The following is a 13,913-nucleotide window of genomic DNA, read 5'->3' as shown; positions in this document are numbered from 1 at the left end:
GCTCTCCTCGTCTACGACATCACAAGATGCGTTTTGTTCGATCCGGTAAGGACGGAGGACTGTCCGACCAGCACCACGTCATCTGGATTTGCTGTGACGAGCACCCGCTCTCCCTCGGTCGGCATGGTGTGCGGCGATGGGTTCAGCTGCGCGATCTTTGCAATAACACCGTTGCTCAGTTTCACGTCGTGGTGCGCGATCTCACCGAGATAGGTTGTGTGCTGAAGTGTGCCGACAAGTCCAATCGTGCCGGGTACGGGCTCGGGCGTTTGCAGCGGCTCGACAGAGAGCGCCTCGGGTCGGAGTGAGCAGGTGACGCGAGCATCCGGCGCAAGCGTCTTGATAGAGCACGCCGCATCAGTGCTCGAACGCAGCAGCCCTGCTGGCGTGCTCACAACTACACCTGAGTCATCTACATGCTGGACGCGCGCGTCGATGAACGTTGTCTCACCGAGGAAGTCGGCTACAAACTTTGTGCGAGGCCTGCGGTAGAGCTCGCCCGGCGCACCAATCTGCACAATCTTTCCACGGTCGAGCACAGCCATGCGATCGGCCATCGACAGTGCTTCCTTCTGATCGTGTGTGACATAGATCGTCGTGATGCCGGATGCCTTGCACACACGCCGGATCTCCGATCGGAGCTCGATGCGAAGCTTTGCATCGAGATTTGAGAGCGGCTCATCGAGCAGAAGCACACTGGGACGCACAACAAGGGCTCGTGCGAGCGCAACGCGCTGCTGCTGGCCACCGGAAAGCTCGTTCGGCCTTCGCCCCGCGAGTTGCTCAAGCTGCACAGCCTTGAGCGCGTCATACACGCGTGTGTCTCGTTCCGCTGCTGGAACCTTGTTGATTTTCAATCCGAACGCAACATTCTGTTCAACGGTCATGTGAGGCCAGAGTGCGTACGACTGGAACACCATACCCGTGTCACGCTTGCGCGCAGAAACATGCGTGACATCCTGATCAGCGAAGTGGATCGTGCCATCGGTTGGCTCGATAAACCCCGCGATCATGCGGAGCAGGGTTGTTTTGCCACACCCAGATGGACCGAGCAGAAAGAAGAGTTCGCCGGGTTGAATGTCGAGATCAATGTGATCGACCGCGAAGATCGCGCGGTTTCCCCTGCCATACTGCTTGGTGAGATTGCGGATAGTGATCGGCGTGGAGACAGCGTGTGTTGTCTCATGCGCGGGAGAAATCGGGGCCTGTGGAGCGGTCATCGTGGTCATCGGACCACAGGGTAGGAGTGTTTTCGAACCCGCAGCCGATCGGGCGATATAGTGTGGTGCTGGCACGGTATATGAAGAATCTGTCAGCGTCACGGGGAGTATTCATTGGGATCTCGGCAGATCGCACTCAGCAAGTACACCGACTCGGGCGAGCCTGCCTCGCTTGGCTCAATCCGCGTGATCACGGAGATGCTCGCACCCTTCAATACTGCGCCGGACACAGACGATCCGTCCGGTGAGTCGGGCACAGTGTTCTTTCATGGTCCGGGTCTTGTCATCCAGGTGCCAACATTTTCTGATCAGATCATGCAGGCCATGGTGACGCTGACAGACGAGGAGTTTGCGTGGCCGGTCCTGATGCAGATACGCCGTGCAACAGGCTGGACATTCCTTGACATGGAATCCGGCCAGAAGATGTAGCGTGCCCTCATCAGGCCGTTATGAGGAGTAATCTCATGCCGATCTACGAGTACGAAGTTCTGAACGACAAGGGCGAACCAACGGGTGAGACATTCGACTATGTTCAGTCGATGAAGGATGAACCGCTGACGAAGCATCCGGAAACAGGCAAGCCTGTTCGGCGCGCAATCACCGCACCGAATGTTGCTGGCAAGTGGTCGGACATGAAAGCAAAGTCCACGCTCAGCAATGAAAATCTCTCGAGGCTCGGATTTACAAAGTACGAAAAGAAGGGTGATGGCTACATGGAGCGCACCGCTGGTAGTGAGGGGCCAAAGTCGATCAGTCTCGATGATTAATACCTGCCACGAACCTTTGCACATCTTTTCCTGTATACTGCGACAGACGCATGAATCCGGCACTGCTTGTCACGATTGGTCTGTGGGTTGCTCTCTTTGGACTGGCTGGTGTTGTCTGCGCGCTATTTCTTGGCAGGCAACCTCCCGTGAGACAGACCGGCACGCCCGTGCTGTGGTGCCCGGGTCCGTCGCGAAGGTCGCTTGTATCACGCATTATCCGCTTTGGTCCGTTGCGACCTGGGTGCTGGTATGACCTGACGGAGGTGCCGAAGGATCCTGATGGATTTGTAGTGTGCCCGGAGTGTGGCCGGGAGCTTTCAGCAGGAAATGTGAAGGCATTCGTACGAAGGAAACCACGTTGGCGCATTCTCCTCGTGTGCGCCCTGTTGAGTGTATTTGGTGGCGTAACGATGGGAGCGGGCTTCTTCCGCCAGCCATCGTGGGAGCAATCAACACCAACATTCGTGCTGGGATTGATCTTTTTTCCACAATCGGTAAAGAGTGATGCGCCATCAAGCATGCAGAAGCGCGTCTTTGCTGAACTCGAACGAAGAGCAGATCAGCACTGGAGCTTGCCAGCACGGCTTGTGCTTGAGCCAAAGCTGAAGTATCTGGTGCGCACGATGCCCGATCTTGAACCACTTGATCTGATGGTCAGCAGGCTTGGCACGAATGGACGGTTTCTCTATAACGATCTGGTCAGACGCGTTGACAAGGATCTCTCAGATCCGTCCATCGCGTTCTCCGTAACAATGGTTGTGTCGCGCTGGCTGCCCGCGATGCACAATCCAAGATTGCTTGATGATGTTGAGCGATGGCTTGATAACGCGATTGCAAACGGAGCGGAGTTGTGGCTTGTCCGTGCGGCAGGGGAGTGTCTGGCATCGATGCATGATCCGCGCGCGATAGATATCCTCATCGAGAAACGAACACTCTGGTCGGATCCGCCATTGTCTCAGGAATGGCCGAGGCACATCGTGAACATTCTCATGAGAACATCATCCGTTGCATCTCTCGATGCAAATGCGATTGAGGATGCGTTTGATGACATGCACTTTGTCCGCAGTTCTGGTATCGATGCCGACACGATTCTTGCGATTGTCAAAAATGGAACATCACCCGAGCAGTTTCTCGATGACCAGATGGAGTGGTTGGAGCAGGGAAACACAGAACATCTCGAACTTGTGGTGATGCTCTACGAGACGGGAAGGCTGGAGCGCAGCCAGGTCGATCGTGTGATCACATGGCTCAAGTTTGATGACGATCGTCTCTGGGAAACCGCTGCCGACGTGATCGAGATTGCTGCTTCCAAGGCAACTCCCGGCGACCCCAGCACGCACCCCTTCGCAAAGGATCAGCGTCAGCAGTACCTCGCCCAGCTTGAATCTGTGGTGTACAACACAACTGATATGGACAAACAAAGGCGTCTGTACCGGACGCTGGAACTGCTGGATAGAAGCATGATGGCTCCACCCTGATTGATGTTGCGGTCTTGATACCGCTTTGTTGCTCCTGTAGAAAGGCAGCGATGCCTGCTGTGGAGAACGACGATAACGAGATACCAGTCTCTGCTCGGATGCACATCTACAGTGTGCGGAATGTGGCTGAGTGAGATCACATCCTCCACCTTTGCGTTCATTGGAAAGGTCAATCTGCCATTTTCAATGGTTTGTGCGCAGACCGCAGGTTCGATGTCGCAGATCCTTCTGGTGTGCATGTGGGTTGTACCCTTCGCTCTTTGCGCTGCGTGCGTGCTCGTGGTTCTTGGTCGCAGACCTCCCAAGCGTGAAGGTCAGCGCACCCGATGGTGTCCCGGCAAGCGATGTACAACTCGATTGATGCGCATAGTTCGGTTCGGTCCATTCCGTCCGGGGTGCTGGTATGACCTGATAGATGCACGTGCTGATGACGATGGCAACATCACCTGCCCCGAGTGCGGCCGTGTGCTCGACGCAAGCAAGTCGAAGCTGTTCCGTAGGCGCAAACCGAGATTGAAACTGGCAACAGCGTGTGTTGTGCTGATGATGGGAGCACTTGGGACAAGTGTGTATGTTGTTGCGACATCGCCATCATGGGTGAAGGTGCTGCCCGATGTTGCGCTTGCGGTGATGTTCAATCCTGAAAGCATCGCTCGTGGATCTGCGTCTCAGATGCAAAGAACATTAATGCAAGAGATCGAGCGGCGAGCGATGTACCCCGCGTCGCGAGCCACCAGATTACTTCTTCATCCAAAGCTCGAGCGTCTTGTTCGTGCTGCAGACAGCCAGGAGGTCTTTGCGGGAATCGTGCAACGTCTGGATTTACGAGGCGAGTTTCTTGCCGACGAGTTGATCGACTACATCGACAGGACAAACCCCATGAGCATCAGCCCGTCGTGGGCGCAGAACACGGTGTACTGGTGGCTCACGGGCACGCGATCGCCGAAAGTGATCGATGCAGCGGAACGCTGGATGCAATCAGTTCCAACAGGCGCAACCGAGCGGGACATGATTGAAGCCACCGGCAAACTGGTAGTGTGCGTGAAAGACAATCGTGCGGTCCGATTTCTGCTCGATATCAAGCCGAGATGGGATGCGCATGGAATGTCACGTCAATGGCGGTTTATATGTGCACAGTGTGTGTTGTTCAATGCGCCACTCCCGCCAGATATTGCTCCAGATGTCATTGCTGCGCTCAGCGAAGACGAGAAGGATCTTGATTTTGTGGATATTCGATGCGCCATTAAAATGATCAAAAGCAATAAGACAACAGAATCTTTTTGGATTGACGGTATTGCTAGCGGTATGGTCGAGGCGAAAGTGTGGGAAGAAGAAACCCAGTGGATTGTACGGAGTTATGCAATGCCGCAGCGCGTAGCAAACACACTTCTGGATCTGGTGCATAGTGAGCAGGAATCGGAGTGGAGGTACGCAACAAACATACTGCATCGGTACGCATTCATACTAACTGGCAAATCCAGCGTGTTCCGTATGCACGATCATCGATGGCTTACAGCAAAGGAAAGAGATCGCTATATCAACTCATTGGAACATGCTAAAAATAAAACATCGGATGAAGCAAAGATTGAAGCTATTGATAGTGTATTGAACGAGTTCAAACAAATATTCATTCTTCCACCAAGGTAAATAAGATGTTGCTTGCGGCAAACTATATCCAACTTGTTCTTGCGAACTTGGCTGCACCGCAGGTCACCAATACGCCGGCTGCGACCGCGAACCAGCCAGCGGGATTGCCATTGATCGTGACGATCTGCATCTGGCTGCTGGTGCTTGCACTGGTTGGCTTGGTGTTCTGCCTCTTCTTTGGACGCAGGCCACCAAAGCGTGACGGTCAGCGCACGAAGTGGTGCCCGGGCAGAATATCTACATCAAAGGTTGTGCGATTGATTCGGTCCGGTCCATTCCGTGCCGGGTGCTGGTACGACCTGACAGATGCGCCTGTGGATGCCAACAGCAATATCACTTGCCCCGAGTGCGGTCGCGTGCTTGACGCGCGCAGGTCGAATCTCTTTCGCAGGCGCAGGCCGAGATGGAAACTGGCGTTCGCATCTGTGTGCGTGCTGCTTACGAGTATCGGCACAGGTGGATATGTTATCGCGCAGTCGCCGCAATGGGTGAAGGTGACGCCGACGTTTGTGCTGGCGATCATGCTGGATGTGGATGAGATGGCGAAGAAAAAAACTTTTCTTACGCTGTTAGCCGAGCAACAAGGCTCTCTCTTTGATACTCAAGCAAGCAATCTGGCGTCGCAGATGCATGGAATGCAGGTGTCCCGGTTTCAACAAAGTGTGTTTGATGAGTTGGTTGTACGTGCAGTGAAACCGCTTGATCTTCCGACGAGAACAATCCTGCATCCAAAGCTTGAAAATCTCACGCTTACTGCGAAAGGGCTTGACGATGTTATTGCTATCTCCGGAAGGCTTGGGCCTCGATCCGAGTTTCTCGTTGAAGAGCTTATTGTCAGAATAGATGCAAGTCTTGAACAGTCTTCCTTTCTGGAGTTTGGTCTCTTTGGTTTTTCACAGCTCATTCAGTGCACAGAGTCACCGAAACAGGTTGAAGCGTTTCGGCGTTGGCTCTTTGAAGCAAAGAGCTCGATGGACGCATCGTCGATTCAAAGTAGTGTGATATTGGCTCTCTCCTGGATACCGAGTGAGAATGCCTTGGAGTTGTTGTTGGAAAGTAAGAATGTGTTTGAGGGCAGCTTTGGTTGGCGATCGGCGGTTGCACAGTGTGCGATGGTAAACTCGCCATTGAGTCAATCGCTTGAAGAACGTGTACGACGCGCAGTCTTTGGTGAGGGCACTGCACCCTATGCTTCTGAAACACTTGATCGTGTTCTTCGTTCTGGTTTGACTGTCAATGAGTACTTTTGTAGGCAGATAGAACTGGCAGAGGCGGGCAGAGCTGCGCAGTATTATGATGTAGGAATCCTTTTTTATTTGCGGATCGTGTCATTGGAAAACATGGATCGTGTGGTTGGATGGATCCATAGCGATGATCCATTGCTCTGGAAGTGTGCGCTGCGATGCTTGAATACAATCGCCCATGCTGGTCTTCAAGGACGGCATGCTCTGATGAAGATTCCTCCTGAACGATTTAGTATCTATAAGGCGGAAGTTGAAAAAGCCATTGACTCGCTCGAAACTGGCGAGAAGCGACGCAAGTTAGTGAATCTGCTGAGCGAGATGTAGGCGCATTGCCATACACTTCTCCATGGCCCGAAAAGCGTCCACCCAATCATCCCCCCCAGCCCAGCCAAGCACTGCGCATCGAGTTGTCATCCTCACCGGAGCGGACGAGTTTCTGCGCAGGCACTACACCACGGTCTATCGCGAGCTTTTGGAAGCAGAGCACGGCGAGGTCGAGGTGCTCCGCTTCGATGGCGAGCAGGCGCAGCCGGCCGAAGTGCTCGACGAGCTGCGATCGTTCGGACTCATGCAGCAGTACAAGCTCGTTGTTGTTGAGAGTGCTGACAAGTTTCTCGCTGAGGGCAACCGGGCTGTCATCGAGCGCTACACGCAGCAGCCGGTCGAATCGGCAACGCTGATCCTGCGTTCGGGCGCATGGCGCCCCGGAAATCTCGACAAGATGGTTGCGGAGGTTGGTGCAGTCATCAAGTGTGAGCCGTTATCTGTTCCCGATGCGACACGCTGGGCACAGGGCAGAACACAGAAGCGTTATGAAGCGAAGCTGGACGACGATGCTGCGCGCGCGCTTGTTGATCGTGTCGGTGTTGATCTTGGCAGGATTGATGCGGCGCTGGGTAAGCTGGCGATCGGTGCTGGCAAGGGCGGGACGATCACGCGCGAGATGGTCAACGACATGGTCGGCGTGTCGAGAGAGCACGATTTCTGGTCGATCCAGCAGTGGCTGATCGGCACCAAGCCTGAGATGGCACTGTCGCAACTCCGTGAACGCATTGATCAATCGCCCCGTGATGCAGCGGTTCCGATCACGTTCGCGTGCACGGATCTTGCGCGCAAGATCCATGGCATGACAGTTGGACTCAAGCAGGGCGACAACCCGCGCAGCTTGGCTGGAACACTCAAGCTGTGGGGACCGAGCTTCGATGCGGTGCTCAGCGCATCGCGCCGTGCCGATCCCGAGAAGACCCTTGCGCTGCTCAATGCTGCCACACGAGCCGATCAGCACCAGAAGTCCGGTGTTGGCGACAGCACGAGAATACTCGAGCGTCTTGTGCTCCAGTTCTGCGCGTTGTAACACACCTGTCGCTTTGCCATATTGCATCGGAACGGTCCGAAATGCCGATACACTGCGGGATTCGCGGGCATCGCGCTCGTTTGTGCGCGCTGCTCAGCGATCAGAATGGAGCGGTGCGATGCGTTTGATGAAGCGTTGTGTGTGTTCTGGTGCGATATGCGGTGCGATGCTGGCAGGCGCTGCCGGATGCGTGCATGGCACGTATAACCGGAACTATCAGCCGAACAAGCGTGCCTACGAGCAGCAGGGCAATATCAATCGCGACGATTTGACATACACCCAGCGGTTGATCCAGCGCGAGCAGCCGATCCAGAGTGCGGGGCTTGAAGCGGGCGACGACAGCGCTTTCGGCGACACGCAGAACTCCATCCAGGAGCAGGTCAATGCTGCAAACGATTCCGGGTTTAACGCGGAGTTGTTCATGCGCGAGGGTAGCGTTCGTCCACAACTCGAAGCAAACACCCCAGGCCACGAGGCGGCAGATCCGCAGGCGCCCTTTACTGCTATTGCAGATGCGGACTCCGGCGTGTATCTTCCCGATGGCATCCGCAGCAATCAACCGCAACCAGTCGGGAACACGTCCAGCACATCAGGTGGAGTGCCTGAATCCGCATCCCCGGATCGCTCAACGCTTATCGTGAATCTGTTCGATGCAACCGCAACCCAAGCGCAGCGAGACGAGGATCCATTTGCGAAGATGGTGCCTGTGGCGCTGCTAGGCCTTGATGAAGAAACAACGCAGAACGCGATCCAGTTGAATCCAAGTACGCTGAACAATCTGACGCCCGAAGAACGAACGATGCTCGACGCGTTGCGCACCGTGGGGCGCTCGATGATGGTTGAGAACGTACTTGACCGTTCGCCCGGCTCGCTCGCAAGGACGCTGTCGTCGATTGCGCACGACCTGAGCGCGAGCGAACCGATCTCGATTTCAGATGCTGCAATGTGCACGCGTATCTTCGGGTACGGCAGGTATGAGTTGCAACCTGGCAACCGATTTGTTGCTGGCAGACCCAATCGTGTGAGCATCTACACGGAGCTTGAGAACTTCGGCACGCGCGATGCACGATCGAACGATCCCGGCGTGATGCCGGGCGACACCATAGCGACCGAGGTCTCACAGACCATCGTCCTGTTTTCCAGCGGAATCCAGGCATGGAGCGTCCCGAAACAGTCCGTTGTCCTTCCTGGTAAAAAGCCGCAACGGGACCTGTTCCTGCGTCAGGTGATCGATCTTCCGGCGAATCTCACGATCGGAAAGTACGAGATGAAGATTATCGTGCGGGACGAGACCGATGGTTCCGTTGCTGAGACGATCCTGCCGCTGGAGATCGTGGCAGCGATGGGCGGGTGATTGACTGCTATGCCGGTGCCTGAGTTGGTGATTCCCATCGCAACCAGCCGCGCAGGTTCAGCCACACGAACACACCGTTGGCGACGACGCCTGCGAAGCTGCCCACGGTGAAGTTGAACACCAGCCACGCGACCGACGCGAGAATCCCAAAGATAAACCCTGATCTGCGTTTGCTCCCGAGATGGTGGTAGCACAAGAAGTTCATGGCCATCGCGATCCAGTCGATGCCGTGATGCTGGATGATGGATTCGGTAAGCCATTCTGGCATGATGCGCTCCGCTATTCAGGTACAGGTTGTGCGATGATATTCATGCAACGAAAAACCCGGGACAAAAACCCGGGCGGTAGTGAATCAATATTTGTAGTGTTTCCTACCTTGCGCTAATCAGCTCCGCGTTGCCCTTCATGAACGGATGTGCCTTGTGTCCGGATTCGTCGTATGTCCAGGGGCCAATAGTTCCGTCCATGTGAATGAGCAGAGCTGTGTCGTCGTCGCGTGTGAACCTGCGCTGCAGCGGGAACTGCGACGAGTGGTACCGCGCGGTTGTGCTAACGCGCACCTCGTCGATCTGTCCGTTGAAGAACGACGTGCCGTCGCCATTGCGTGTGACATCGGCACCTATGAGCAGCGGCAGATTGTTTGTTCTGCGTGATGCGTGCGCATCCTGCGATGCGATGAGGTTCCCATCAAGGTACAGACGCACCTGATTCCCATCGTACACGCCAGCCATGTGGTGCCACGTGTTTGTGGTGATGGATCCGCGTTCGCCAGCAACGTCAACATACGCATCGCCAAGGAAGATGGAGAACGATGGAGTGCCGTCGGACACAAAGAACCCGTACTCGGAGTTCTCCGTCTTTGTGACAAGGCCCGTGCGTCCCTGCATGCGGCGCGGATTAAACCAGCATTCCAGCGTGATTGGGCCGTCGGGCAGCGCGATGTTTGCGCTGGGTACTTCAAGGTAATCGCCGTTCCCGTCAAGCGTGCATGCCAGTTCTTCCGCCTTGCTTGGCAACGGTGCTGGCATGTCCAGTGTCATCGGGATCGACGCATGGATCGTCGGAATCGTGTACCGGAATGTCGGCGCGAGGATGTCAGCGTCCACGACAAACTCAGCGATACGGAACGTGTGATCCGCAGCGTGCGCATGTCGACCGATGTTGTACGCGAACTGCGTTGTCGCGCCGGGCTCGATCTTCGCGTGCCGATGATCGGGTGCAAACACCCAGCGTGAATCCGCCGAATCCGGGATGACCGTGACCTCGATCGGATAGCGCGTCGGATTCGTGATCTTGACAGCGATGTCGTCAGAACCAGAGCCGGTGCGATCGAGCTCGATCATGCCCGCGACAGGAAGCTGGCGCGTCGCGAGGTTGTATGCTTCATCAGCAAACTCGCCGGTGATCTCGCGGACGTTCTGCGCTTCACCCACCGGAACGGAAGCCATCGCCACCTGATCTTTGCGCACGGTGATGATGTTGTACTGGTGCAGCCAGCCGGTGTCGGGCACCACCTCACTCTGTCCGCCGCCAACCGTCGCAAGCGAGACATACTCGATCCCGTCCTTCGGGTCGTAGCGCATGCGATGGATGTGCCCAGCGAAGACGGCTGTGACGTTGCCTGCCTTGACGAGCTCCTCGTGTACCTTGTCCCAGTCGTCGCCGTAGCTGTTGCGCAGCCAGCGCGGATGATGCAGGAACAGGAAGACGTGCTCAGCGTCCTTCGCCTGTGTAAGCATGGACTTGAGCCAGTCGAACTGCTCCTGGCTCATCACCTGCGATGCCGGATTACTGATGGAACGCTCGCCCGTGTCGGGGTTTCCCTCGTCGGAGTAGAGCACGATGAAGAAGCTGTTTTTGTGCTCAAACGCGTACCACAACGGGCCGAAGTACATCTCGTACTCGGTCTCGTGTTCCTGCGGAGGTCTGCCATCGCCGCGCCAGTAGATGTCGTGGTTGCCCGCGACCGGGAACCACGGACAACGCAGCTCGTCCATGATTGCTTTGTACTCGCGCATCTGCGTGATCCACGGCCCGGTTGTGTTGTATCCCTCGACGAGATCGCCAACGGTCATGACAAGGTCCGGCTCAAACAGATTCGTATCGCGCACCGCATCAGCGAGGATATTCACGCCGTCCGCCGGTCCACCGGTGCGATCACCGAAGACAACAAAGGTGTACGCGTCCTTCTCCTCGGGCAGGGGGAGCACGATGTCGCTGATGCGGTTGGTGAAGAACCGCGATCTGTGCTCGCCGTCACTCCCCGGCATCACCACCTCGTGCTTCGGGTTGTGATGGTGGGTGTGCCGATTGTGGATGAGGTTCGGCGTGAGATCGTTCGGCTGGGCAAACGCCGGACCAGCGATCGTCAGCAGAGACGCGATCGCAACGATGTGATTCGTGCAGAAATGCTTGGCTTTCATATGCCCAGTGTAGAGCAAACAGCCCATTCCTGTGGGCTTTTTTCGCTCCGAGGACTAGGATGGATGCCAGCGCTCCGCGTCTTTCGCGCGTTCTGAATCGTGCGTCCGCTGATGGCTGGACTGTGTTCGGGCAGGTTCTGCAGCGTCCCCAAGCCACACGACGGAGAGACATCGATGACAACCGCGACTTCCACAATGACAGCCGCTCCCATCAACCGTACCTGCTGCAACACAACAGACTGCTGCAAGCCAGGCACGGACATCGCAACGCTGCTCGGCGATCGCGCAACCGATCTGCTCGGCCACACCTCAAACGCCATCAACAAAGCCGATCTCCATCTCCCCGGGCCGGACTTTGTCGATCGCGTCTTTGCAAGCTCCGATCGCAAGCCCGCTGTCCTGCGCAACTTCCAGACAATCCTGAACACGGGTCGCCTGGCGGGCACGGGGTTCGTCTCCATCCTGCCCGTCGATCAGGGCATTGAGCACTCGGCTGGTGCCTCGTTTGCGCCGAACCCCATCTACTTCGATCCAGAGAACATTGTGAAGCTTGCGATCGAGGGCGGCTGCAACGCCGTCGCTTCGACATACGGCGTGCTCGGCGCTGTGGCGCGCAAGTACGCGCACAAGATCCCGTTCCTTGTGAAGTTCAACCACAACGAACTCCTCACCTATCCAAACCAGTTCAAGCAGATCCCGTTCGGCACGATCACCGAGTGCTTCGAGATGGGCGCGATCGCGGTTGGCGCGACCATCTACTTTGGGTCGGATGATTCCACAAACCAGATCCAGTACGTCGCGGAGATGTTCCAGCACGCCCACGAGCTGGGCATGGTCACCGTGCTGTGGTGCTACCTGCGCAACAACGCGTTCAAGGTTAACGGCGTCGACTACCACACTGCTGCTGATCTCACCGGTCAGGCAAACCATCTCGGCGCAACCATCCAGGCGGACATCGTCAAGCAGAAGCTCCCCACGCTCAACGGCGGGTACGCTGCGCTCAACTCGGGCAACTCCAGCTACGGCAAGTTCCGCAAGGAGGTCTACACCAAGCTCGCAGGCTCAGACGAGAGCGGCAGAGGCGGCCACCCCATCGATCTGTGCAGGTATCAGGTTGCAAACGGGTTCATGGGGCGCGTGCCGCTCATTAACTCCGGCGGCGAGTCCCACGGCGCGGGCGACATGGCGGATGCTGTCGCGACAGCCGTCGTCAACAAGCGTGCTGGCGGCATGGGACTGATCTCAGGGCGCAAAGCCTTCCAGCGGCCTATGGCAGAGGGCGCAGCACTGCTCCACGCGATCCAGGACGTCTATCTGGATGATTCTGTCACGGTGGCATAATGGCACCTAAGACGACGGCACAGAAGATGTATTGCACTCGTCATTGTGAGAGTGCAAAAGAGTTATTAAATGAACTTGAGAAGCTTGTTGATACTTCAGCTACAAGTGCGGATTCGAGCGTTGCGCCTGATTGGGTATTTCGCGGTGAGCGAGATGCAGCATGGTCATTGCAACCAACAGTTTGGCGTGGCAAGTTTGACATAAAACAAGTGTGGCCAAATTTTTGGGAGCAAGCAGAGACATATTCGAGCACTTTTATCAAGGAGAGCACGAGCATCTATAGAAAATCTGTGAGGGCACAATCACTGCCGCCCGAGGAACTCGAGCGAAAGCTGCAAAGCCATCAGCATGCTCTGACGCACTCGGTTGCTGAACTGATGGCGCTATGTCGGTTCTCTGAAGAACTGAATGATATCGGGCTGACTGTGGCACGCCCGGTTAGATTTAGTGATGTTCAATCTCAGATTAGTGACTATACAGTTTGCCATTCACTAAACATGATAAGAAATCATTTATTTTGGCCTTTGGATCAAGAACTTATAAATGGCCACTTTGCAGGCAACTTGTCGTTGCAGTATCTGCTTGAAATATCCTGCATCGCACGGCATTATGAGTTTCCATCTCGACTCTTAGATGTAACTTCAGATATCAGAATCGCTGCATTTTGGGCAGCATGGTCACACAAACAGTTTTCTGTCGAACACAAACCAAATAGTAATAGTTGCTTGTCGATATTGGCGATCGACCTAAAATCAGTACGAAACAATGCTTCGCATGAGATTGGGGTGGTAGAGGGAACAAGAATGCATAACCCATTCATGCATGCACAAGATGGGTTGTTTTTGTTCAGGCGGTTCGCGGAATCATACTATACAATACATAACAAGTGGCCGGATCTTCAAGAAGTCCTGCCCGACAATAACGTTATTAAATTTTCTTTGAGTACGGATCATGTAGACGATTTGTTGCAAATGATCTCAAATCGACGGATCTATCTGCCACGATTGATGCCGTATCCTGGCAAGATAGTTGAAATGATGAACACGTTGTGGAAAAAGCCACCAGCTACAATCGAGTAAGCTGCA

Annotated in this window: 12 protein-coding genes; 9 read left to right on the top strand and 3 right to left on the bottom strand. The window is 55.4% G+C overall.

The window, feature by feature from the left end:
• Positions 1–11: 11 nt before the first annotated feature.
• The gene (locus H6815_03925; protein ID MCB9859578.1) at positions 12–1,220 is read right to left on the bottom strand and encodes an ABC transporter ATP-binding protein; all 1,209 of its coding nucleotides are present in this window, start codon (positions 1,218–1,220) and stop codon (positions 12–14) included.
• 114 nt (positions 1,221–1,334) lie between these two features.
• Here H6815_03925 and H6815_03920 point away from each other — a divergent pair, with 114 nt between their 5' ends.
• From H6815_03920 to H6815_03890, 7 genes are all read left to right on the top strand, one after another.
• Positions 1,335–1,649, top strand: a complete 315-nt coding sequence (locus H6815_03920; protein MCB9859577.1) for a hypothetical protein — start codon at positions 1,335–1,337, stop codon at positions 1,647–1,649.
• A gap of 35 nt (positions 1,650–1,684) precedes the next feature.
• Positions 1,685–1,987 (top strand): FmdB family transcriptional regulator, encoded by a 303-nt coding sequence (locus H6815_03915; protein ID MCB9859576.1) that lies wholly within the window; start codon positions 1,685–1,687, stop codon positions 1,985–1,987.
• A gap of 50 nt (positions 1,988–2,037) precedes the next feature.
• Positions 2,038–3,465 (top strand): hypothetical protein, encoded by a 1,428-nt coding sequence (locus tag H6815_03910; GenBank protein ID MCB9859575.1) that lies wholly within the window; start codon positions 2,038–2,040, stop codon positions 3,463–3,465.
• 120 nt (positions 3,466–3,585) lie between these two features.
• The gene (locus H6815_03905) at positions 3,586–5,112 is read left to right on the top strand and encodes a hypothetical protein (GenBank protein MCB9859574.1); all 1,527 of its coding nucleotides are present in this window, start codon (positions 3,586–3,588) and stop codon (positions 5,110–5,112) included.
• Between the two features lie 5 nt (positions 5,113–5,117).
• The gene (locus tag H6815_03900; GenBank protein ID MCB9859573.1) at positions 5,118–6,680 is read left to right on the top strand and encodes a hypothetical protein; all 1,563 of its coding nucleotides are present in this window, start codon (positions 5,118–5,120) and stop codon (positions 6,678–6,680) included.
• A 22-nt stretch (positions 6,681–6,702) separates the two neighbouring features.
• A complete protein-coding gene (gene holA / locus H6815_03895) occupies positions 6,703–7,710 on the top strand; it encodes a DNA polymerase III subunit delta (GenBank protein ID MCB9859572.1) in 1,008 nt (335 codons plus the stop codon).
• Positions 7,711–7,828: 118 nt separating this feature from the next.
• Positions 7,829–9,064, top strand: a complete 1,236-nt coding sequence (locus tag H6815_03890) for a hypothetical protein (protein ID MCB9859571.1) — start codon at positions 7,829–7,831, stop codon at positions 9,062–9,064.
• Between the two features lie 7 nt (positions 9,065–9,071).
• On the opposite strand, the gene H6815_03885 is transcribed toward H6815_03890, so the two are convergent.
• Positions 9,072–9,332 (bottom strand): nicotinamide mononucleotide transporter, encoded by a 261-nt coding sequence (locus H6815_03885; GenBank protein MCB9859570.1) that lies wholly within the window; start codon positions 9,330–9,332, stop codon positions 9,072–9,074.
• A gap of 103 nt (positions 9,333–9,435) precedes the next feature.
• On the bottom strand, positions 9,436–11,487 hold the full coding sequence (locus tag H6815_03880; protein MCB9859569.1) for a metallophosphoesterase: 2,052 nt from the start codon (positions 11,485–11,487) through the stop codon (positions 9,436–9,438).
• A 195-nt stretch (positions 11,488–11,682) separates the two neighbouring features.
• Between H6815_03880 and H6815_03875 the strand changes: the two genes are divergently transcribed.
• Both H6815_03875 and H6815_03870 read left to right on the top strand, forming a co-directional pair.
• Positions 11,683–12,828 carry a class I fructose-bisphosphate aldolase gene (locus H6815_03875; protein ID MCB9859568.1) on the top strand — a complete coding sequence of 382 codons (1,146 nt, stop codon included), beginning with the start codon at positions 11,683–11,685 and terminating at the stop codon, positions 12,826–12,828.
• Positions 12,828–13,907, top strand: a complete 1,080-nt coding sequence (locus H6815_03870) for an FRG domain-containing protein (GenBank protein MCB9859567.1) — start codon at positions 12,828–12,830, stop codon at positions 13,905–13,907. The genes H6815_03875 and H6815_03870 overlap by 1 nt, the downstream gene beginning before the upstream one ends.
• The last annotated feature ends 6 nt before the right edge of the window (positions 13,908–13,913 follow it).

It is taken from the genome of Phycisphaeraceae bacterium (assembly GCA_020639155.1).
In the GTDB taxonomy this organism is placed as follows: Bacteria; Planctomycetota; Phycisphaerae; order Phycisphaerales; family UBA1924; genus JACKHF01.
The sequence above is the reverse complement of the archived record's forward strand: the minus strand, read 5'-3'. Positions and strand labels throughout refer to the sequence as shown.